Annotated in this window: 18 protein-coding genes and 1 riboswitch; of the genes, 10 read left to right on the forward strand and 8 right to left on the reverse strand. The window is 73.2% G+C overall.

Annotation, left to right across the window (positions count from 1 at the left end):
• The first annotated feature begins 300 nt into the window (after positions 1 to 300).
• Positions 301 to 1,251 (forward strand): alpha/beta hydrolase, encoded by a 951-nt coding sequence (locus LCD33_RS07120; RefSeq protein WP_224977638.1) that lies wholly within the window; start codon positions 301 to 303, stop codon positions 1,249 to 1,251.
• Between the two features lie 7 nt (positions 1,252 to 1,258).
• Here LCD33_RS07120 and LCD33_RS07125 read toward each other — a convergent pair whose 3' ends face one another.
• Entirely contained in the window at positions 1,259 to 2,188 is a 930-nt protein-coding gene (locus LCD33_RS07125; protein WP_224956087.1) for a DNA recombination protein RmuC, read from the reverse strand.
• A gap of 292 nt (positions 2,189 to 2,480) precedes the next feature.
• On the opposite strand from LCD33_RS07125, the gene LCD33_RS07130 reads away from it, so the two are divergent.
• The 4 genes from LCD33_RS07130 to ychF all read left to right on the forward strand — a co-directional run bounded on the left by LCD33_RS07130 (position 2,481) and on the right by ychF (position 8,152).
• Complete coding sequence (locus LCD33_RS07130) at positions 2,481 to 3,662, forward strand: exonuclease SbcCD subunit D (protein ID WP_224956086.1); 1,182 nt, start codon at positions 2,481 to 2,483, stop codon at positions 3,660 to 3,662.
• Positions 3,659 to 6,610, forward strand: coding sequence for an AAA family ATPase (locus LCD33_RS07135; RefSeq protein ID WP_224977640.1), 2,952 nt, complete (start codon positions 3,659 to 3,661; stop codon positions 6,608 to 6,610). Before LCD33_RS07130 ends, LCD33_RS07135 begins: the two co-directional genes overlap by 4 nt.
• A 75-nt stretch (positions 6,611 to 6,685) precedes the next feature.
• Positions 6,686 to 6,943, forward strand: coding sequence for a hypothetical protein (locus LCD33_RS07140; protein ID WP_224977641.1), 258 nt, complete (start codon positions 6,686 to 6,688; stop codon positions 6,941 to 6,943).
• A gap of 132 nt (positions 6,944 to 7,075) precedes the next feature.
• Positions 7,076 to 8,152, forward strand: coding sequence for a redox-regulated ATPase YchF (gene ychF / locus LCD33_RS07145; RefSeq protein ID WP_224956083.1), 1,077 nt, complete (start codon positions 7,076 to 7,078; stop codon positions 8,150 to 8,152).
• Between the two features lie 187 nt (positions 8,153 to 8,339).
• Here the strand turns inward: ychF and LCD33_RS07150 are convergent, their stop codons facing one another.
• Both LCD33_RS07150 and LCD33_RS07155 read right to left on the reverse strand, forming a co-directional pair.
• A complete protein-coding gene (locus LCD33_RS07150) occupies positions 8,340 to 8,945 on the reverse strand; it encodes a TetR/AcrR family transcriptional regulator (protein ID WP_224956082.1) in 606 nt (201 codons plus the stop codon).
• 33 nt (positions 8,946 to 8,978) lie between these two features.
• Positions 8,979 to 9,815, reverse strand: coding sequence for an NADPH-dependent oxidoreductase (locus LCD33_RS07155; RefSeq protein ID WP_224977642.1), 837 nt, complete (start codon positions 9,813 to 9,815; stop codon positions 8,979 to 8,981).
• Positions 9,816 to 10,213: 398 nt separating this feature from the next.
• Here LCD33_RS07155 and LCD33_RS07160 point away from each other — a divergent pair, with 398 nt between their 5' ends.
• Positions 10,214 to 10,669 carry an acetyltransferase gene (locus tag LCD33_RS07160; RefSeq protein ID WP_224956080.1) on the forward strand — a complete coding sequence of 152 codons (456 nt, stop codon included), beginning with the start codon at positions 10,214 to 10,216 and terminating at the stop codon, positions 10,667 to 10,669.
• 22 nt (positions 10,670 to 10,691) lie between these two features.
• Here LCD33_RS07160 and LCD33_RS29335 read toward each other — a convergent pair whose 3' ends face one another.
• Positions 10,692 to 11,123: a DUF6157 family protein gene (locus LCD33_RS29335; protein WP_224956079.1), complete on the reverse strand. Its 432-nt coding sequence runs from the start codon at positions 11,121 to 11,123 to the stop codon at positions 10,692 to 10,694.
• Positions 11,124 to 11,565: 442 nt separating this feature from the next.
• Between LCD33_RS29335 and LCD33_RS07170 the strand changes: the two genes are divergently transcribed.
• A complete protein-coding gene (locus LCD33_RS07170; protein ID WP_224977643.1) occupies positions 11,566 to 12,534 on the forward strand; it encodes an FAD-dependent oxidoreductase in 969 nt (322 codons plus the stop codon).
• Positions 12,535 to 12,539: 5 nt separating this feature from the next.
• On the opposite strand, the gene LCD33_RS07175 is transcribed toward LCD33_RS07170, so the two are convergent.
• Positions 12,540 to 12,833, reverse strand: a complete 294-nt coding sequence (locus LCD33_RS07175; protein WP_224956077.1) for a 4a-hydroxytetrahydrobiopterin dehydratase — start codon at positions 12,831 to 12,833, stop codon at positions 12,540 to 12,542.
• Positions 12,834 to 12,903: 70 nt separating this feature from the next.
• A riboswitch (TPP riboswitch) is annotated at positions 12,904 to 13,014 on the forward strand.
• Between the two features lie 46 nt (positions 13,015 to 13,060).
• Here LCD33_RS07175 and LCD33_RS07180 point away from each other — a divergent pair.
• Genes LCD33_RS07180 through LCD33_RS07190 form a run of 3 tightly spaced genes read left to right on the forward strand, consistent with a single transcriptional unit; the run spans position 13,061 to position 16,739 of the window.
• A complete protein-coding gene (locus LCD33_RS07180; protein WP_224956076.1) occupies positions 13,061 to 14,107 on the forward strand; it encodes a thiamine ABC transporter substrate binding subunit in 1,047 nt (348 codons plus the stop codon).
• On the forward strand, positions 14,104 to 15,702 hold the full coding sequence (locus tag LCD33_RS07185; protein WP_224956075.1) for an iron ABC transporter permease: 1,599 nt from the start codon (positions 14,104 to 14,106) through the stop codon (positions 15,700 to 15,702). Before LCD33_RS07180 ends, LCD33_RS07185 begins: the two co-directional genes overlap by 4 nt.
• The gene (locus tag LCD33_RS07190; RefSeq protein WP_224956074.1) at positions 15,702 to 16,739 is read left to right on the forward strand and encodes an ABC transporter ATP-binding protein; all 1,038 of its coding nucleotides are present in this window, start codon (positions 15,702 to 15,704) and stop codon (positions 16,737 to 16,739) included. The genes LCD33_RS07185 and LCD33_RS07190 overlap by 1 nt, the downstream gene beginning before the upstream one ends.
• 96 nt (positions 16,740 to 16,835) lie before the next feature.
• On the opposite strand, the gene LCD33_RS07195 is transcribed toward LCD33_RS07190, so the two are convergent.
• Genes LCD33_RS07195 through LCD33_RS07205 form a run of 3 tightly spaced genes read right to left on the reverse strand, consistent with a single transcriptional unit; the run spans position 16,836 to position 19,806 of the window.
• Positions 16,836 to 17,699, reverse strand: a complete 864-nt coding sequence (locus LCD33_RS07195) for an ABC transporter permease (protein WP_224956073.1) — start codon at positions 17,697 to 17,699, stop codon at positions 16,836 to 16,838.
• Positions 17,696 to 18,673: an ABC transporter ATP-binding protein gene (locus LCD33_RS07200; RefSeq protein WP_224977644.1), complete on the reverse strand. Its 978-nt coding sequence runs from the start codon at positions 18,671 to 18,673 to the stop codon at positions 17,696 to 17,698. The genes LCD33_RS07195 and LCD33_RS07200 overlap by 4 nt, the downstream gene beginning before the upstream one ends.
• Entirely contained in the window at positions 18,673 to 19,806 is a 1,134-nt protein-coding gene (locus LCD33_RS07205) for an outer membrane lipoprotein carrier protein LolA (RefSeq protein ID WP_224956071.1), read from the reverse strand. Before LCD33_RS07205 ends, LCD33_RS07200 begins: the two co-directional genes overlap by 1 nt.
• Positions 19,807 to 19,820: the final 14 nt, after the last annotated feature.

The following is a 19,820-nucleotide window of genomic DNA, read 5'->3' on the forward strand; positions in this document are numbered from 1 at the left end:
ACCCTCAGCGGGTTTGTGGCTGCGGCATCTTTTCCCCCGGGGGCCCCGCCACGGGAGACAAAGCGGCCCGCGCGACAACCCCGCTGAGAACCCGCGGGTGGTCCCGTTGCGTGCTGGGTCTCCGCTCAGCGGCTTCGCCGCTGACAGGAAGGACGATGGGGCGTCGGGGGAGGTCGCGGGCGGGTTGTTCGTCCTGGTTTCTTGCGGGTGGTACTAGTGCCACCCGAACGGGTGAGGGCCTTGTTAAGGTCCTCAGCGGTCGGCGCCGGTGGACGGAGCCAACGGTTCCGGGAGGGCGGCATGGTCTCGGCGCGGCGGATCTGGCGAGCGGTGCTGGCCGGAACGGCGGTGCTGGCCGTGACCGCCGGCTGCGCCGTCTCCGCCGGTTCCGGCAGCGGCACGCTGATCGGAGCGGCCGCCGCCGACCTCGGCGCGGCGCGGGTCGTCACCGGTCAGGTGTACGCGACGCGCGCGTCCGGGCCGCTCGCGCTGGACCTGTTCCTGCCCGCAGGTGCCGGACCGCACCCGTTGGTGGTGTACGCGCACGGCGGCGGCTGGGACGCGGGTGACCGTGGCCTCGACGGGCACCGCGCCGTCGGCGGCGCCGCCGAATCGCTCGCGGCCGAGCGCATGATCAGCCGCGGTTTCGCGGTGGCCACGGTGGACTACCGGCTCAGCAATCTCGCCCCCGCCCCGGCGCAGGTCGAGGACGTCGCGGATGCGGTCCGCTGGTTGCAGTCGCGTGCAGGCACGTGGAGCTTGGACGCCGACCGCGTGGTCCTGTGGGGCGCCTCGGCCGGCGGGCTGCTCGTCTCGCAGCTCGGCGCGATCACCGACGACCCCGGCGAACCCGGGGGCGGGCTCACCGGCATCCGCGCGGTGATCGACTGGTTCGGGCCGACGGACCTGAGCGCCGAAGCGGAGCTGGCGACCCCGCAGCTGTCCGACTACTCGCGCCGGACGGTGCGCAAGTACCTCGGCTGCATGCCGAGCGAATGCCCGCAGCACGCGGCCGCCGCCAGCCCGATCCGCAACCTCTCCGGCGCCGAGCCGCCGTACCTCATCCAGCACGGCACCAAGGATTCGCTGGTGCCGATCGCGCAGAGCCTCAACTTCGCGGCCGAGCTGCGCGAACTCGGCGTGGACGTGTCGCTGCACCCCTACGACGACTTCGACCACGGCTTCACCCCCGGCCCGAGCGTGCCGATGATCGTGGACGCGATCGACGAGTTCCTCGCCGCTCACGTCTGACCCGAGGTCAGTTCTCGGCCGGGTCGCTGCCCACCAGCCCCTCCTCCTCCCGGCGCACCGTGCCGATCGAGGCGGCACCGCCCGCGCCCTCCGCGAGCGGCTGCACCGCGCCGCGGAACGACTCCAGCGCGTCCAGCTCGCGGCGGCGGGCGGAGACGAAGCGCTGCAGGTGGGTGCTGGACAGGTTCACCGCCTCCACCGCGCCGGACGCGGCCCGCTGCGCGCGCACCGCCTGCGAGCGCACCTGCTCGATGTCCTCCGCGATGGTGCGCTCGGTCGCCGCGAACAGCGCGGCCGAGGCCAGCACCGCGAAACCCGTGGGGCCGCACAGGAAGACCCGCTTGTCCAGCAGCCAGGACAGCAGGCTCGGATCGGTGTCCAGCGCGGTGACCACGGCCGCGTCCGAGGGCACGAACATGATCGTCCCGTAGATCGCGTCCGCCCAGCGCTGGTAGCCCTTGCCGGACAGCTCGGTCGCCCGCGAGCGGATGTTGCGCACGTGCACCCGCAGCGCATCGCCGCGCTCCTGTGGGTCGTCGGTCTCCATCGCCTCCGCCCACACCGCGAGGCTCGCCTTCGCGTCCACCGGCACCTGCCTGCCGCCGCCGACGGCGAGCACCAGGTCCGGCCGCGCCGCGCCGCCACCGGCCAGGTCGGTCTGCACGCTGAAGTGGACGCCTTCCCGCAGCCCCAACGACTTCGCCGTCTCGACGAGGACCTGCTCGCCGAGCTCGCCGCGCCCGGTGATGGACGCGAACGCCACCTCGTACCGGCGCAGCGCGGCCTGCTGCTCCACGGTGCGGGCGCGTTCGGACTCCACCATGCGCAACGCCTCGTCGGCGCGGTGCGCGGAGTCGGTGTAGAGCCGCCAGATCAGCACCAGCGCGGCCGCGAACAGCAGCACCAGCACGATCACGACGGCGATCAGCACGCCCATGGCGATCTCCTCTCGGCCGGGAACGGTCCTGATCATTCCGCATCCGGCCGGTGATCCGGTCCCGATCGGGGCGAGGGCCACCGGATCGGCCCGATCGGCCGCGTTCTCCCTGGCAGGAGCGCACGTCAGACTCGCCGTCCGCGTGTCGGCGCAGCGGCTCACCGGACCGCCGCCGGGCCCGCCGCGAGTCCGCCGCGGTGTCGATCACCTGCGAAGACGATGTCGCGGCAGCGTCTCAACGGCCCCCGACGCAGCGTGATCGAGGCCGGAGCCGTTCGGTAACTTGACCGCCATGCGGGTGCTGCACACCTCCGACTGGCACGTGGGGCGGACGTTTCACGGCCGAGACCTGCTCGCCGAGCAGGAAGCGGTCCTCACCGGACTGGCCGACCTGGTCACCGCCGAAGACGTCGACGTGGTCGTCGTCTCCGGCGACCTCTACGACCGCGCCGTGCCCTCCGGCGAGGCCGTGGAGACCTGCGTGCGCGTGTTCGGCGCGCTCCGCGCGGCCGGGGCGCGGCTCGTCGTCACCCCCGGCAACCACGACTCCGCCGCCCGCGTCGGCGCCTTCGGCGAGTTCGCCGCCGCGGGTGGGCTGCACCTGCGCACCCGCATCTCCCGGCTGCACGAACCCGTGCTGCTCGACGACGAGCACGGGCCCGTCGCGTTCTACGGGATCCCCTACCTGGAACCGGATCCGGCCCGCCAGGTCCTCGACTCGCTGCCCGACGTGCCCGGCGCGGCCCCGGTCCAGGGCCGTGGGCACGAACCGGTGCTCGCCGAGGCGATGAACCGCGTCCGGGCCGACCTCGCGGGCCGGCCCGCCGGAACACGGTCCGTGGTGCTCGCGCACGCCTTCGTCGTCGGCGGCGACGCCAGCGAATCCGAACGGCCCATCGCCGTCGGCGGTGTCGACACCGTGCCCGGTTCGGTCTTCGACGGCGTGGACTACGTGGCGCTCGGGCACCTGCACGGGCCGCAGACCCTCGCCGAGCACCTGCGCTACTCCGGGAGCCCGCTCGCCTACTCGTTCTCCGAGGCGCGGCAGCGGAAATCCGCCTGGCTCGTCGACCTCGACGCCGACGGGCTCCACGAGGTGCGCCGCCACGAACTGCCCGTGCCGCGCGCGCTCGCGACCGTCCGCGGCCGGCTCGACGCGCTGCTCGCCGAACCCGAGTACGCCGAGTTCGAGGAGTGCTTCCTGTCCGCCACGCTCACCGACGACGTGCGGCCGGTCGACGCGATGCGCGCCCTGCAGGAGCGGTTCCCGCACGCGGTCCACCTCGAATGGCAGCCGGAGAACGGCCGCGCCACCGCGGAACTGCGCTACTCCGAGGCCGTGCGCGGGCGGGACGACACCACCATCGCCGAAGGGTTCGTCGCCGACTGCCGCGGATCCGAACCCACCGGTGGCGAACGCGCGCTGCTCGCCGAAGCGCTGCACGCCGTGCAGGTCGCGGAGGTGCGGGAATGAGGCTGCACCAGCTCGCGATCACCGCGTTCGGGCCCTACCGGGACCGGGTCGACGTCGACTTCGACGCGCTCGGCACCGACGGCCTCTTCCTGCTGCACGGCGACACCGGCGCGGGCAAGACCAGCCTGCTCGACGCGATCTGCTTCGCCCTCTACGGCGCGGTGCCCGGCGCGCGCGAACAGGTCAAGCAGCTGCGCTGCGACACCGCCGCCGACGACGTGGCCACCTCGGTCGAGCTGGAGCTGACCGTGCAGGGTCACCGGCTGCGCGTCGTGCGCAGCCCCAAGTACGACCAGCGCAAGAAGCGCGGCGAAGGCACCACCACCCGCAACGCCAAGGCCTCGCTGATCTGGATCGGCGACGCGCCCGGCGACGCTGCCTCCGAAGGTTCCAGCCGCATCGACGAGGTCAACCGCAGCGTGCAGCGGTTGCTCGGGATGAGCGTCGACCAGTTCACGAAGGTCGTGCTGCTGCCGCAGGGCGAGTTCGCGAACTTCCTGCGCGCCGAGACCACCGAACGCGAGAAGCTGCTGGAGAAGCTGTTCGGCACCCAGCGGTTCGCCGACGTCGAGCGGTGGTTCGTCGAGCACCGCCGGGAACGCGGCCGCGACGTCGAAGCACACCAGCAGCAGGTGCGGGAACTGCTCGCCCGCGCCGCCCAGGTCGTCGGGCAGGACCCGGAGAACGGCGCCGACGAGCGGCACTGGCTGGAGAGCTGGGAGAAGCACCTCGCCGCCGAGCTCGACGAGACCCGGCGGCAGCACGTCGAACTCGCCGCCCGCCGCGACGCCGCGGAACAGGAGCTCACCGCCCGCCGCGAGCTCGCCGACAAGGTCCGCCGGGTGCGCGGCGCCCACGCCGAACTCGCCGAACTCGATGCGCAACAGACCGAACACCGGCGGTGGCGCACCGAACTCGACGCCGCCCAGCGGGTGCTGCCGGTGCTCACCGCGCGCCGTGCCGTCACCGAAGCCGAGACCGAACTCGACCGGGCCGCCCGGGAAGCCGCGCACGCCGAAACGGGCTGCCCCGACCCGGACGCCCCGCTCGACGAGCTGCGCAGGCGTTCCGGCGAACACCGCGAACGCGCGGGCGCGCTCGCCGAACTGCTCCCCGAAGCCCGCAAGCAGGACACCGACCGCGCCCGGCTCGCCGAGCTCGACCGCGGGATCGACGCCGACGAACGCGCCACCGCCGAGCTCGACGAGCAGCAGGCCGCGCTGCCCGACCGCATCAGCACCGCCCGCACCCGGCTCGACGAGGCCAAGGAAGCGGCCACCCGCCGCGACCAGGTCGAGGCGAAGGTCGAAGAACTCGCCGACCTGCTCGGCACCGCCCGCGCCGTGCCCGCCGCGCAGCAGGCCCACGAACAGGCCGCCGAAGCCGCCCGCCGCGCCGTGGACGAGCACCAGCGCGCCCGCGAGACCGTGCTGGACCTGCGCGACCGCAGGCTCGCCGGGATGGCCGCCGAACTCGCCGCCGGACTCACCGCGGGGGAGCCGTGCCCGGTGTGCGGGTCCGCCGACCACCCCGAACCGCGCTCGGCCGTGGACGACTCGGTCGGCGCCGAGGACGAGGAACGTGCCCAGCAGGCCGAACAACGCGCCCAAGCCCGCCGCGACAGCACCGCCGCCGCGGAGACCGACGCGCGCAGGCACCTCGAACTGCTGCGGCACCGCCTTGGCGACCGCGGCACCGACGACCTCGCCGCCGAGACCACCTCCGCCACCGAACGCCGCGACGCGGTGCGCGCGCTCGCCGACCAGACCCCGGCGCGCAGCCGGGAACTCGCCGAACTGGAATCCGCCGCGCAACGGCTCACCGAGCAGCGCGGCGAGCTGGACCGGCGCATCGCCGCCGCGCGCACCGAACGCACCGGCCTGGCTGAGGCGATCGAGGCCCGTGCCGCCCGGCTGGACGCCGCTCGCGGCGAGCACCCCGACATCGACGCGCACCGCGCGCACCTGCTCGACCAGGTCGAACGGCTCGACCGCCTCGTCGCCGCCCGCACCGCCCGCGACGACGCGGACGCCCGGCTCGCCAAGCAGCGCGAAGCCCTGCGGGCCGCGGCGGTCGACGCGGGCTTCGCCGACGTCGACGAGGCGCTGCGCGCCGAACGGGACGAGAGCCGGCGCACCGAGCTCGCCGACGCCCTCACCCGCGCCGAGCAGCGACGCGCCACCGCGCAGGCCGCGCTCGGCGGCGAAGAGCTCTTCGGCATCGACGCCGACACCGAGGTCGGGCTCGACGCCGCCGCCGAAGCCGCCACCACCGCCCGCGAAGCCGCCGAACGCGCCGCTATCACCGCGCAACGCGTCGAACAGCGCGAACAGGACGTGCGGCGGCTCGCGACCCGGCTGCGCGCGGCCTGGGACGAGCTCGGCCCGGCGCTCGCCGAACACGCCGAACTCGAAGCACTCGCCGACGTCGTCAACGGGCGTGGGCAGAACGCGCGGAAGATGTCCCTGCGCTCCTACGTGCTCGCCGCCCGGCTGGAGGAGGTCGCGGTCACCGCGACCCGGCGGTTGCGGCGGATGAGCGACGGCCGCTACTCGTTCGTGCACTCCGACGCCGCGGGCGCGCGGGGCACCCGGGGCGGGCTCGGGCTCGACGTGCTCGACGACTACTCCGGGCAGACCCGCTCGGCGAAGACGCTCTCCGGTGGCGAATCGTTCATGGCCTCGCTGTCGCTGGCGCTCGGCCTCGCCGACGTGGTGGCCGCCGAGACCGGTGGGGCGCTGCTGGACACGCTGTTCATCGACGAGGGCTTCGGCACGCTCGACGCGAACACCCTCGATCTCGTGATGGACACGCTCGACGAGCTGCGCGCCGGTGGCCGGGTGATCGGGCTCGTCTCGCACGTGGACGAGATGCGCCAGCGGATCGGGGTGCGGCTGCGGATCCGGAAGTCGCGGGACCACGGCTCCACCATCGAACTCGACACCTGACCCCCGCCCGGACTCGCAGCGGGGACGGGCAGCGACCGGATGACAGCTGGGGGATTGCTCCCTAATGTCGGAGTCATGGCTCACTCCACGATCATGCGTTCCCGCGTCGGCAAGCTCGTCGGCGGCGCGGCGGGCGCGCTCCTCGCGCTCACCGTCACCGCGGGTTGCAGCGACCCGGCCCCGCCATCGCAGCAGCAGGAACAGCAGGACGGCGACCAGCAGGACGGCGACCGCCCGGACCAGCAGGACGACCAGCGCGACGGCGACCAGCAGGATCACCGGCACGACGACCACGAGGACGACCAGGGCGACGGCGAGCAGGACGACGACTGACGTCGTCACCCGGATCGGGGGCACGCCCCGTTCCCGCGCCGCGGGCCGGGCGTGCGGCCGAACCCGGCGCGCACGGATCGGGTGCGGGCCACCTGCGTCGATCGCCGCCCGCACCACTTAGACTCACGGCCCGTGAGCCTCACCCTCGGAATCGTCGGGCTGCCCAACGTCGGCAAGTCCACCTTGTTCAACGCCCTCACCAGCAACGACGCGCTCGCGGCGAACTACCCGTTCGCGACGATCGAGCCGAACGTGGGTGTGGTGCCGTTGCCCGACCCCCGACTGGCCGAGCTCGCCGAGCTGTACGGCTCCGAGAAGCTGGTGCCCGCCACCGTGTCCTTCGTCGACATCGCCGGCATCGTGAAGGGCGCCTCCGAAGGCCAGGGCCTCGGCAACAAGTTCCTCGCGAACATCCGCGAAGCCGACGCCATCTGCCAGGTCATCCGCGTGTTCGACGACCCGGACGTGGTGCACGTCGACGGCAACGTCGACCCGTCCAGCGACATCGAGACGATCAACACCGAGCTGATCCTCGCCGACCTGCAGACCCTGGACAAGGCGCTGCCGCGGCTGGAGAAGGAAGCCCGCACCCACAAGGACAAGCGTCCTGCGCTGGACGCGGCCAACGAGGCGAAGCGCGTCCTCGACGAGGGCACCACCCTGTTCGCCGCGAAGCTGGCCGACGTCCCGGAACTGCGCGAGCTGAACCTGCTCACCACCAAGCCGTTCCTGTACGTGTTCAACGCCGACGAAGGCGTGCTCTCCGACGAGGCCCGCAAGCAGGAGCTGCGCGACCTGGTCGCCCCCGGCGACGCCGTGTTCCTCGACGCCAAGGTCGAGTCCGAGCTGATCGAGCTCGACGAGGAATCGGCCCGCGAACTGCTGGAATCGGTCGGCCAGCCGGAGCCGGGCCTGCACGCCCTGGCCCGCGCCGGGTTCCACACCCTCGGCCTGCAGACCTACCTGACGGCGGGCCCGAAGGAGGCGCGCGCCTGGACCATCCCGCAGGGCGCGACCGCCCCGCAGGCCGCGGGCGTGATCCACACCGACTTCGAGCGCGGCTTCATCAAGGCCGAGATCGTGTCCTTCGCCGACCTGATCGAGGCCGGTTCGATGAACACCGCGCGCTCCGGCGGCAAGGTCCGCATGGAGGGCAAGGACTACATCATGGCCGACGGAGACGTCGTCGAGTTCCGCTTCAACGTGTGATCGGAGCCGTCGCGTCCGCTCGCGGTGTTGAGTCCGGCCGTGGCCGACCTCGATCCTCGGCCACGAGCGCTCGAACCCGTGGGGACGGCGCTGGCGGCGCAGCGCGTGGACGGTGCTACTGCTGCTCGGGAGCACCGGGGCAGGTCGCGGGGATCAGTGCCTGCCGTGAACTCCTGCGCCCGCAGGCTCAGCTCCTACGATCCGGCTTCGTGCGCAGTGCCTCCAGTCCTCCTACCAGGACTGACACGGCGAGTTCGGTCGTGGCGTCCCGGTCGTCGCGCCAGTGTTCGACGGACGCCGCGTAGCCCGGAAGCGCGTCGCGGATGGTGTCCGACATCGTCGGCGCGGGGAGTCCCTGGGCGAGGCCGAAGGCCTGGAACTCGATCATCGCGATGATCGGGCGCAGCTGGTCCGAGGGGAAGTCTCCGCGCACGAGAGCGGTGAACACGGGCTCGTAGGCGGCGATGGAGCGCTCATCGGCGAACGTGGTGTCGAAGATCAGCGGCAGGATCCGCCGGTGCCTGGTGTAGAGACCCGCGAGGCCGCGCAGCAGCGCGCCGACGGCTTCGCGCCAGTCGTGCGCGTCGGGGGTCTCCATCTGCTCGAGCATCCGTCGGCGGGCGAGGTCGATGACGTCGCCCCGCCCGCCGACGTGGCTGTAGAGCGAGGACGGGGCGACGCCCAAGTGCTTGGCCAGCTGGACCATCTGGATGTCCCCGGTGGTGTCGACGAGCGCGAGCGCTCCGTCGGCGATGATCTCTGCCGACAGCAGCGGCACCTTCGGTCTGGCCATCCTCGTTCGTTCCTTCGTCGATCGGGTCGCGCGTCAGCGTAGGCCGAAGCCGCGCCGCTGGAGCGTCGGGCGCAGGTTCTCCCGCCCGTCCATGTAGTCGAAACCGGTGCCGGTCACGACGGCCTCGGCCCAGGTCTTGTCCCGCAGGCCGTTCTCCGTCCGGAACACCGTGGTGGCGGCCTCATAATCGCGCACCCATTCCGTGTGGTCGGCGTGGTCGTACTTCTCGTGGTGGAGGACGACGTTCTGCGCTGGGCGCGGACGCACGGCGCTGGGCCGGGTCTCGTCCGGAATGCCGATGGCGGTGCCGAAGACGACGTAGGCGTACGGCGGGAGGTCGACGAGTTCGGCGAGCTCCTCGGCGTGGTTGCGCAGCGAGCCGAGGTAGACCCCGCCCAGGCCCAGGGACTCCGCGGCGACCATCCCGTTCTGGGCGGCCAGCGCCGCGTCGACGGAGGCCATCAGGAAGGCGTCCAGGTAGTCGGTGACGACCGGGTCGCCGCCGTGGGCGGAGCTGATCGCGTGGCTGCGCGACATGTCGGCCACCCAGAGGAGGACGGTCGGGGCATCGGCGACGAAGTCGTAGCCGCCGCCGTCCGCGCGGGCGCTGCGGGTGAGCCTCGCCAGCTCGCGCTTGGTCTCCGGCTCCGAGATCGCGACGACGCTCCACTGGTGCAGGTTCGAGGAGGTGGACGCCGACTGGGCGGCGGCGACGATCGTCTCGAGCGCCCCCTCGGGGACCGGCTCATCGGTGAAGGCCCGCACGGAGCGGTGGGCGAGGAGGGCCTCGACCTGCTGGTTCCACAAGATCGTGGCGGGAGCGGGCTGATCCCCGTAGCGGGCGCGCAGGAGTGCATCGTGCTTCGGCATGCTCACGGTCCTTCTTTCCGAATCGGATTCGGTTATTCCAACTCGCCGCGCACCGGCGGCATTCCCGGCTCCGCGGACCGGGGCGCATGACCTCGCGCACACGACGGGCGGGTGCTGGTCCGGCGCGAGCCGGGCGAACGTGGGCGACAACACGCTCGCCGCACGGCTAAGGTCCACGGACGTCGCGGGGCCGGATCGACTTGCCCGCTCCGCTGCGAACCGAACGACGAGACCGCATCGGATGCGAACGGCTGGGGAGGACATCGCTGACGTGCGCGTCTTCCTGGCATCGCACCGAGTCCGCTGGATCAAGCAGGTCGCCGGCGGCCACGCGCTCCCGGGCACGTGGTCCTCCGGACCGGAATTCGGGCGAACTCCGCTGGATCGCGCAGGTCGTCGTGGCTGAGCCGAGGATCCGCGACTCGACGGGGCCCGAGGAGCACCCGGAACTCGTGCGGATCTGGCGCAGCGCCGTCGATGCCACCCACGCGTTCCTCGATCCGCGGCACCGTGCGGAGATCGAGGAACGCCTGCCCGTCGGGCACTTCCCGCAGGTGCGGCTCAGCGTCGCCGAACTCGGCGGTGCGCCGGTCGGTTTCGCGGGCACGTCCGGGACGAGCCTGGAGATGCTGTTCGTCGACGCGGCGCACCGCGGGCGAGGAGTGGGCCGAGCCCTCCTCGCGCACGCGGTGGCCGAGCTCGGGGTGACGTCCGTGGACGTCAACGAGCAGAACGAGCAGGCCGTCGGGTTCTACCTCCGGCACGGGTTCACCGTCACCGGCCGCAGCGAGCTCGACGATGCGGGGCGTCCGTACCCGCTGCTGCGGATGTCCCGCGACGGGCGGGCGCGGTGACCGGCCGCTCGTCGCCCCGGGTTCAGGCTCGGGTGCTGCGCAGCGCCTTGGTGCAGGTGATCGGTTCGCCTGACTCGCCGGTGCGCCGGCCCGAGGTGAACTCCGCGTACTCCGGGCCGTCCACGGCGTACAGGGCCAGGCGGCCGCGGGCGTCTGCGTGGATGCCCCAGCCGTAGCGCTTGCCCAGCGGCGAGGAGCGCAGGCAGGCCCTGCTCCGCGCGAAGAACTCCCGGCGGGCGTCCGCCCGCTCCTCGTCCGGGATGGCGGCGCGGTCCGCGAAGACGGTGAAGATGACGTCACCGGACGTGAACTCGTACGGGTGCTCGGCGATCAGCCGGTAGGTGCGCGCTGCCACCGACGGCGCCTCTGCGTTCAGCGGGGGCACCGTCGCGGTGGTGACCGGGCAGTCCTCGGCCACCTCGATAAACGTGTTCGTGCGATCGACCCGTTCCACGCCCGGAACGGTACGCCGGGGGACCGACGGCGGATGGGGAAGCGGCCGTTCCTCGATTCCGGTGCTCCTTGCCTCGGACCGCGATCGGCTGACCCCCGATCGATGACGAACACCCGGCGAACGCGATTCCCCGACCCGCCGCCGCACCCCGCTCGGGCACGTCCGAGTGAAAGGCGTGCGGGGTCGGTAGCGCAGCGCGGCCCGCCGCGAACTGCGGGCGGCGCACCCCGGCACAGCTGAGTCGCACGCCATGACCAGGCGATTTACGTTGTGCGCATGCAGCACATCACCTTGATCTGCGGAGACTGCAACGGCAAGGGGTGCAGCAACTGCGGCGGCACCGGCACGATCACCATCGTCGAGGACTAGGACCGCGCCGAGCGGCCGCGAAACCCGCCCCGAGCAGGCCGTGCGCGGCGGGCAACGCTGCTAGCGTGCCGAAATGGCCGCCAACGGGACCGTCCTGGTCATCGGAGCCGGGGTGATCGGGCTCAGCACCGCCGTGATCCTCGCCGAATCCGGCGTGCCGGTGCGCGTGCGCACCGACGAGCCACCCGCCGACACCACCTCCGCCGTCGCCGGCGCGATCTGGGGGCCGGCGCTGCTGCAACCCGCCGACCGGGTGCGCCGGTGGGTCGCCGACACCTACCGCGCGCTGGTCGAACTGGCCGCCGACGACACCAGCGGAGTGCACCTCGCCACCGGGCGGATGGCCGCCCGCGTCGACCTCGGCGACCAGCTGCCGCCCGAAGCGCTGCTGCTGCCCGACCTGCGCCGCTGCACCCCGGACGAGCTGCCCGCCGGGTTCCGCAGCGGCTACCGGGCGACGCTCCCGCTGATCGACATGCCGCGCTACCTCGAACACCTCACCGGGAGACTGCTCGCCGCCGGCGGCGAACTGCTGATCAGCCCGGTGTCCTCGCTGGCCGACGCCGCGGCCGAAGCGGACCGCATCGTCAACTGCACCGGGGTCGGCGCGCACGAGCTCGTCGGCGACCCCGGCGTGCGGCCCGTGCGGGGGCAGCACGTCCTCGTCCGCAACCCCGGCATCAGCGAGTACTTCGTCGAAGTCGGCGCCGGACCCGAGTTCACCTCGTACGTCCCGCACGGCGACCAAGTCGTGCTCGGCGGCGTCGCGGGCGAGCACGACTGGTCCCGCGCACACGACCGCGACGACAGCGCCGCCGTGCTGCGCCGCTGCGCGCAGGTCGAACCGCTGCTCGCCGGCGCCGAAGTCCTCGGCGAGACCGTCGGACTGCGCCCCGGGCGCGACGCCGTGCGGCTCGAAACCGAACGGTTCGGCGGCGCCACCGTCGTGCACGACTACGGGCACTCCGGCTGCGGGGTGTCGCTGTCCTGGGGCTGCGCCGCCGAAGCCGCCGGGCTCGTCCTCGGCCGACCGGTGCGCTGACCGGCTCACGTCAACGCGTCGACCACCCCGTCGATCTCCTCCGCCAGCGTGAAGTCCTTCGCGGTGAGGCCACCCGCCGAATGCGTCGAGAGGGCGAACACGACGGTGCGCCAGCGGATGTCCAGATCCGGGTGGTGGTTCTCGCTCTCCGCGATCTCCGCGACCCGGTTCACCGCCTGGATGGCCTGCGGGAAGCTCGCGAACTCCACGCTCCGCACGATCGTGGTGCCGTCCTGGGCCCACTCCGGTAGCCGGGACAGCGATTCGGCGACCTGGGTGTCGTTCAGCAGTTCGGTCATGCCCACATGGTGGTCGTCGGACGGCCGGAACGCGACCGTCGACCCCCGGCTCGGTGGCGGCACGTAGACTGCCGGTCGCCACGGGAGTCCAGCGCGCTGGGCTGAGAGGAGGGGCGCATCCCCTCGACCGTCCGCACCTGAACCGGATCATGCCGGCGCAGGGAGGTGTCGCGATCAGCTCGAGTTCGCACGCGTGGCCGAGACCGGTGTGCTACTCGGGAGGACCGTTGAACCCCTTACTGCGCTGGGCCGCGGCACTCGCCGCCGCCGCGCTCACCACCGGATGTTCGCTCATCGGGAGCTCCGGCGATGACACCGCGGCGCGCACCGTCACCCTCGTCGCGCACGACTCGTTCGTCGCCGACCCGGCGCTGCTCGCCGACTTCGAGAAGCGCAGCGGCATCCACCTGGAGATCCGCAACAGCGGTGACGCCGGAGAGCTGACCAACAAGTTGGCGCTGTCCAAGGCGGCACCGCTCGGCGACGTCGCCTACGGCGTGGACTCCACCTTCGCCTCCCGCGCGCTGCGCGCCGACGTGTTCGCCCCGTACCGGCCCGCCGCCGCCGACCGCGGACCGCAGCGCTACGCCCAGGACCAGCAGAACCGGCTCACCGCCGTCGACGTCGCCGACGTGTGCCTCAACATCGACACCGCCTGGTTCGCCGCGCACCGGCTGCCGGAGCCGACGACGCTGCGCGACCTCACCGATCCCCGCTACCGGGACCTGACCTCGATGCCGGACCCGACGACGTCCTCCCCTGGATTGGCGTTCCTGCTCGGCACCATCGACGCCTTCGGCGAGCCCGGTTGGCAGGACTACTGGCGCGCCCTCGACGCCAACGGCGTGCGGCTGTCCTCCGGCTGGGAAGAGGCCTACAACCAGGACTTCTCCGGTTCCACCGGCCAGGGGCCGCGACCGATCGTGCTGTCCTACGCGTCCTCGCCCGCCGCCGAGGTCGACGAGAACGGTGCGCCGCGCACCAAGGCCCTGCTCGACACCTGCTACCGGCAGGTCGAGTACGCGGGCGTGCTCACCGGCGCGAAGGACCCGCAGGCGGCGCGGGAAGTGGTGGACTTCCTGCTCTCGCCCGAGTTCCAAGGTCAGGTCGCCGACCAGATGTACGTGTACCCCGCGGTCGACGGGGTGCCGCTGCCCGAAGGCTGGGCGGCCAGCGCGCCGCTGCCGTCGCGGCCCGCGGAACTGCCCGCCGACGAGGTGGAGAACAACCGGGACCGGTGGGTCGAGCAGTGGCGGACGCTGGTCCGGGGATGACCGGCGAACTCCGCCGCCGGGTTCCGGTGGCGCTGGCCGCGGCGGTCGTCCTCGGCTTCCTCGGGGTCTTCTTCGCCTGGCCCGTCGCGGCGATCATCGGGCTGGGCGTGCGCGGCGACGTCGGAGCGGTGCTCGCCGAGCCGGCCACTTGGCGGCTCGTCGGCTTCACCCTCGGGCAGGCCGCCGCGTCCACCGCGGTCGCGCTGCTCTGCGGGCTGCCGCTCGCCTACGTGCTCGCCAGGCTCGTCCTGCCCGGCACAGGGCTGCTGCGGGTCGCGGTGACCGTGCCGTTCGTGCTGCCGACGATCGTCGTGGGCATGGCCTTCCGCGCGTTGTTCGGCGCCGACGGGGGAGTGCTGCCGATCGTGCTGGCCAACGCGTTCTTCAACGTCGCCGTCGTCGCGCGCACCGTCAGCGGGTTGTGGGGGCACCTGGACCGGCGGATGGAGGACGCCGCCCGATCGCTGGGAGCCGGGCGGCTGCGCACCTTCACCTCGGTGACGCTGCCCGCGCTGCTGCCCGCGCTCGGATCGGCGGCGGCCGTCGTGTTCCTGTTCAGCGCCACCAGCTTCGGGGTGGTGCTGGTGCTCGGCGGCGGTCGGCTGCGCACCCTGGAGACGGAGATCTACCTGCGCACCGTGCAGCTGCTGGACCTGCCCGGCGCCGCGGCGCTGTCCCTGCTGCAGCTGGTCGCCGTCGTCGCCGCCCTGCTCGTGGCCACCATCGCGCGCCGCCGTCGGGAGACCGCGCTGCGGCTGCGCGCGCCCGCGACCACCGCCCGGCCGCCGCAAGGCGCCGAGTGGTGGATCGTCGGGCTCGCCGGTGCGGTGCTGTGCGGGCTGCTCGCGCCGATCGTCTCCCTGCTGGCGCGGTCGGTGTCCACCAGGGACGGGTGGGGGCTCGCGGGCTACCGCGCGCTGCTGGGCACCGGGCAGCCCGGGACCCTGGAGGTCACCGGGCTCGAAGCCGCGCTGAACTCGGTGCGCACCGCGGTCGACGCCACCTGGATGGCGCTGCTGCTCGGGCTGCTCGCCTCGTTCGTGCTCGTCGCCGTGCGCCGCAGGTTCGTCGCGGAGAGCCTCGACCTCGCGCTGATGCTGCCGCTGGGGGTGTCCGCGGTGACGGTCGGCTTCGGCTACCTGATCACGCTCGGCTCGCTGCCCGGCGAGCTGCGCACCTCGCCGCTGCTCGTGCCGTTCGCGCAGGCCCTGGTGGTGACACCGCTGGTGATCCGCACCGTGCTGCCGGTGCTGCGGGCCATCGACGACCGGCTGCGGCAGGCCGCGGCGACGCTCGGCGCCGGGCCGTGGCGGGTGCGGCGCGAGATCGACTTCCCGCTCGCGGTGCGTTCCGTGCTGGCCGCCGCCGGGTTCGGGTTCGTCGTGGCGCTCGGGGAGTTCGGCGCCACCAGCTTCCTCGCCAGGCCCGATGCGCCGACGCTGCCGGTGGCCATTGCGCGGCTGCTCGGCAGGCCGGGCGAACTCAACTCGCAACTCGCCTACGCCGCCTGCGCGCTGCTGATGGTCGTCACCGTGCTCGGCGTGGTGCTCATCGAGCGGCTGCGGGTGGGCACCGACGCCGTGGAGGACTTCTGATGGGGCTGGAAGTGCAAGGGCTCACCGTCCGCTTCGGCGGCACCACGGTGGTGCGCGACGTGCGGCTCTCCGTGCTGGACGGCGAAGTGCTGGCGCTGCTCGGACCGTCCGGCTGCGGGAAGTCGACCCTGCTGCGAGCGGTCGCCGGGCTCGAACGGCCCACCGCGGGCGAGGTGCGGTGGAACGGGCGGGACCTCGCCTCGGTGCCGGTGCACCACCGCCGGTTCGGGCTGGTCTTCCAGGACGGGCAGCTGTTCCCGCACCGGAACGTGGCGGGCAACGTGGCGTTCGGGCCGCGGATGCGCGGCGTCGGCGGTGCGGAGCGAACGGCGCGCGTCGCCGAGCTGCTGGAGCTGGTCGGGCTGGCCGGCTACGAGGACCGCCGGGTCACCGACCTGTCCGGAGGCGAGGCGCAGCGGGTCGCGCTGGCCCGCGCGCTCGCCGCCGATCCGGAGCTCCTGCTGCTGGACGAACCGCTCTCCGCGCTGGACCGGATGCTGCGGGAACGGCTCGCGGTGGACCTGGCGGCGCTGCTCGGCCGCGGCGACTCGACCGCACTCGTCGTCACGCACGACCACGACGAGGCGTTCACCCTCGCCGACCGGGTCGCCGTGATGTCCCGCGGCACGATCTTGCAAGCCGACACTCCCGACCTGTTGTGGCGGCACCCGGCGGACGAGGAGGTGGCCGCGTTCCTCGGCTGCACCACGTTCCTGCCCGCGGAGGTCCGCGACGGCGTGGCGACGTGCGCGCTGGGCACCGTCGACGTGACCGCGAAGGACGGTCCGGCGCGGCTCGGGCTGCGCGCCGCCGGAGTTCGCGCCCGGGGCACCCGGCCCGGAAATCCCGGTGCGACGGGCCCGCTGGGGGAGGTGCGGGAACGGGTGCACCGGCACGACCACGTCCGGCTCGCGGTCGCCGTACCGGAACTCGGTCAGGTGGAGGCCGTCGCGCACATCGCCGACGCCCCCGCGGTCGGCGACGAGGTCGGACTGCGCCTCGACCCCGACGGCGTCGCGCTCGTCGGTGGCGACTGACCGAGCCGGGTCGCCCCGGCCTCGCGCGCCCGATGGGGTACGCGCACCGGCGCGGTGGTCCCCGGTCGTGGACCCACCGTGCCGGCCCCGCCCGGGTCAGACGTCCCGGGTGACCATGCGCAGCACCGTCGCCGAGAGGCCGATGGCCAGGTAGCACCCTGCGCGCAGCAGTCCCGTGGACAACGTGTCCGTGAAGATCGGATCCCGCAGCACGTCGATCACGGCCGACCAGTCGGTGGTGATCAGCAGCGGACGCATCCACTCCAGCGAAGGCACGGTCCCCAGCACGCCGAACACGATCAGCCCCGCCATCGTCCCGGTCATCACCACCAGCGGGTGCTCGGTCAACGAGGACAGCGCCAATGCCACCGCCCCGACCGCAGCCATCTGCGCCGCGCACCACAGCACCGCCAGCAGGATGCGCACCAGCGCCGCCCCGATCGACAGCGTGGTGCCGGACAACGTCACCAGGCCGTCACCGCCGACGATGATCAAACCGGTGAGCAGGCCGCTGACCGCCAGCACGAGCACCGACAGCAGCACCATCAGCAGCACGCCCGCCGCTTTCACCCCCACCAAGCGGACCCGGCCGATCGGCGCGATCAGCAGCCCTCGCAGCGTGCCGTGCGAAGCCTCGCCCGCGATCGCGTCCGCCGCGACCATCGCCACCACCAGCGGCAGCAGCATCGTCTGCGCCAGCACGATGCTCGCCACCGGCAGCACCAGCCCGTTGCCCGCGACCGCGCTCAACACCGACGGCCCGCCACCACCACCGGGCCCGCCGGTCAACGCGATGCCCACGCCGATCAGCACTGGCAGCCCCGCCAGCATCAGCAGTGCGAGCAGGTTCCGCGGTCGCCGCAGCACCCAGCGGAACTCCGCGAACAGCACCCGCCCCAGCGGTGCTGAGCGGCGCGCCTTCGGCGCCTCGGCCACCTCGGCCGGTGCGGTGGCGGTCATGATTCCTCCTCGGTGAGCCGGGCGAACAGGTCTTCCAGGCCCGCACGTCCGCGTCGTGCCTCGTGCACCCCGACTTCGGCGCGGACCAGCGTCGCCACCACTTCTGGAGCGTCCACTTCGGACAGCTCCACGCGCAGCGCGCCCTGCTCCGCCCGGGCGGAGATCCCGCTGTCCCGCAGCGCGTCCAGCCCGGCATCGAGGTCCGGGGTGGAGATCATCAGGTGCGGTCCGCCCGATTCCAGCAGGCTCGCCAGCTCGCCTTGCGCGACCAGCGTGCCCCGGTGCAGCACCGCCACGTGAGTGCAGGTCGCCTCCACCTCGGACAGCAGGTGCGAGGACACCAGCACGGTCGTGCCGACGGCGTGCAGCTCGGCGATGATCTGGCGGATCTCCCTGGTGCCCGCCGGGTCCAGCCCGTTGGTGGGCTCGTCGAGCACCACCAGTTCCCGCGGCACCAGCAGGGCCGCGGCCAACCCCAGCCGTTGCTTCATGCCCAGCGAGTAGCCGCGGAACCGGCGGCCCGCGGCGGCCGTCAGCCCGACGCGGTGCAGCGCTCCGTCCACCGCCGCCCGGATGTCGGCACCCGCCAGGTCGGGCTCCATCGCGGCGCACCGCAGCAGGTTCTCCCGGCCGGACAGGAACGGGTGGAAGCCCGGTCCCTCGACGAGCGCCCCGACGCGGGGCAGCACCCGGTCAGCTTCGTCCGGCAGCGCGCGACCCAGCAGTTCGACCGAGCCCGCCGTGGGCCTGATCAAGCCCAGCAGCATCCGGATCGTGGTGGTCTTGCCGGATCCGTTCGGCCCCAGCACCCCGACCACCGCGCCGCGGGGAACGGCGAGGTCGATGCCCGCGACGGCCACGGTGTCGCCGTAGGTCTTGCGCAGGCCGGAGGTCCGCGCGGCGTACACCTCGACCGCGGGGGGGGGGGGGGGGGCCGCCCCCGCCTGCTCGGCCTGTTCGGCCACTCCGGTCATCACGGAGTCCCGACCGCGGTGGTGAGCACCTGCTCGGGAACCGCACCGGCCGCGACGCGGCCGTCGGAGGTGACCAGGGCGGACCCGACCTTCGTGCTGATCAGCCAGCCGTCGCCCCACGGTCCGCTGACCGGCTTGCCCAGCTGCTGCGCCAGCGCCTGCGGGTTCGCCCGCTCACCACCGCGCTGCCCGTCCTCGCCGCGCGGCGACTCGGCCCGCTCCGGCTGCTGCGGCAGGTGCGCGACGAGCACCGTGTCCCAGCCGTCGCCGACGACGGTCGGGTGCTGCCCGGCGTGCTCCGGACGGCCCTCCGGCCGGGCTTCCCGGCGGTGCCGATCCCCGGCCGGGGCCTCTTCGACCTTCGTGCCGGCCGGTGGGGTGAAGCGGAACATCGCCGGGTCCGGCTGGGACAGGTCCAGTTCGGAGAACCCGGCGCGCAGCGCCGGTTCGTCCGAGCCGTTGGTCAGCACGGTGACCTCCAGCGGCGAGCGGGTCTCCGCGTCCACCGCCAGCCGGACCTCCCGCAGCACGGTGCGCTCGGTCGGCTTCGGTGTCAGCACGAGCTCGTAGGCGTCCCGGCCCGCGACGGTCGCGGTGCCGTCCACGGCGACGTCGCTGGTCTGCCGCAGCTGTTCGACGATGCTCCGGGAGAGCGCCGCCGGGTCCTGGTCCGCCGCACCGCGGCCGTGGCCGAGCGGGCCGCGAGCATCCTCGTCCCCCGCGTTCGCGGGCTTGGTGGCCCGGGTCGCGGTGCGGGATTCCGAGTCCCACTTCCACAGCGCGGTCCCGTCGTCGACGACGGTCACCTCGCCGGAGGACGAGGGCAGCGCGGCGCGCTTGTGCCCCTGCCCGTCGTTCCACACCCGGAGCGTGCTGGTCCCGTCGCCCAACATCGAGCCGGCGCCGCCGTCGACGCCGGGCAGCGCCGGGAGGCCGAGCGCGTTGTCCACCCGCACCGTTCCGGTCAGCGCCGGGGTAGTCGAGGTCAGCACCGATTCCACCAGCGCTTCGGGCGCGACCGGCGGCAGCTGCGGGTCCTCGTCCGCGCCGGCAGGCAGGCTCAGCGCGGTGAGGCCGAGCAACCCGGCCAGCCCGCCCGCCGACGCGGCGACTACGACGTTCCTGCGTTTCATGCGGTCCTCCTGGT

It is taken from the genome of Saccharopolyspora sp. 7B (assembly GCF_020177435.1).
Taxonomy (GTDB): Bacteria; Actinomycetota; Actinomycetes; order Mycobacteriales; family Pseudonocardiaceae; genus Saccharopolyspora_C; species Saccharopolyspora_C gregorii.

Coding starts and splice junctions, on each gene's coding strand:
- LCD33_RS07190 (WP_224956074.1), top strand. CDS start 15,702: ATGGGGCTGGAAGTGCAAGGGCTCACCGTCCGCTTCGGCGGCACCACG.
- LCD33_RS07200 (WP_224977644.1), bottom strand. CDS start 18,673: ATGACCGGAGTGGCCGAACAGGCCGAGCAGGCGGGGGCGGCCCCCCCC.
- LCD33_RS07130 (WP_224956086.1), top strand. CDS start 2,481: ATGCGGGTGCTGCACACCTCCGACTGGCACGTGGGGCGGACGTTTCAC.
- LCD33_RS07170 (WP_224977643.1), top strand. CDS start 11,566: ATGGCCGCCAACGGGACCGTCCTGGTCATCGGAGCCGGGGTGATCGGG.
- LCD33_RS07125 (WP_224956087.1), bottom strand. CDS start 2,188: ATGGGCGTGCTGATCGCCGTCGTGATCGTGCTGGTGCTGCTGTTCGCG.
- LCD33_RS07195 (WP_224956073.1), bottom strand. CDS start 17,699: ATGACCGCCACCGCACCGGCCGAGGTGGCCGAGGCGCCGAAGGCGCGC.
- LCD33_RS07150 (WP_224956082.1), bottom strand. CDS start 8,945: ATGGCCAGACCGAAGGTGCCGCTGCTGTCGGCAGAGATCATCGCCGAC.
- LCD33_RS07175 (WP_224956077.1), bottom strand. CDS start 12,833: ATGACCGAACTGCTGAACGACACCCAGGTCGCCGAATCGCTGTCCCGG.
- LCD33_RS07185 (WP_224956075.1), top strand. CDS start 14,104: ATGACCGGCGAACTCCGCCGCCGGGTTCCGGTGGCGCTGGCCGCGGCG.
- LCD33_RS07205 (WP_224956071.1), bottom strand. CDS start 19,806: ATGAAACGCAGGAACGTCGTAGTCGCCGCGTCGGCGGGCGGGCTGGCC.
- LCD33_RS07155 (WP_224977642.1), bottom strand. CDS start 9,815: ATGCCGAAGCACGATGCACTCCTGCGCGCCCGCTACGGGGATCAGCCC.
- LCD33_RS07120 (WP_224977638.1), top strand. CDS start 301: ATGGTCTCGGCGCGGCGGATCTGGCGAGCGGTGCTGGCCGGAACGGCG.
- LCD33_RS07135 (WP_224977640.1), top strand. CDS start 3,659: ATGAGGCTGCACCAGCTCGCGATCACCGCGTTCGGGCCCTACCGGGAC.
- LCD33_RS07140 (WP_224977641.1), top strand. CDS start 6,686: ATGGCTCACTCCACGATCATGCGTTCCCGCGTCGGCAAGCTCGTCGGC.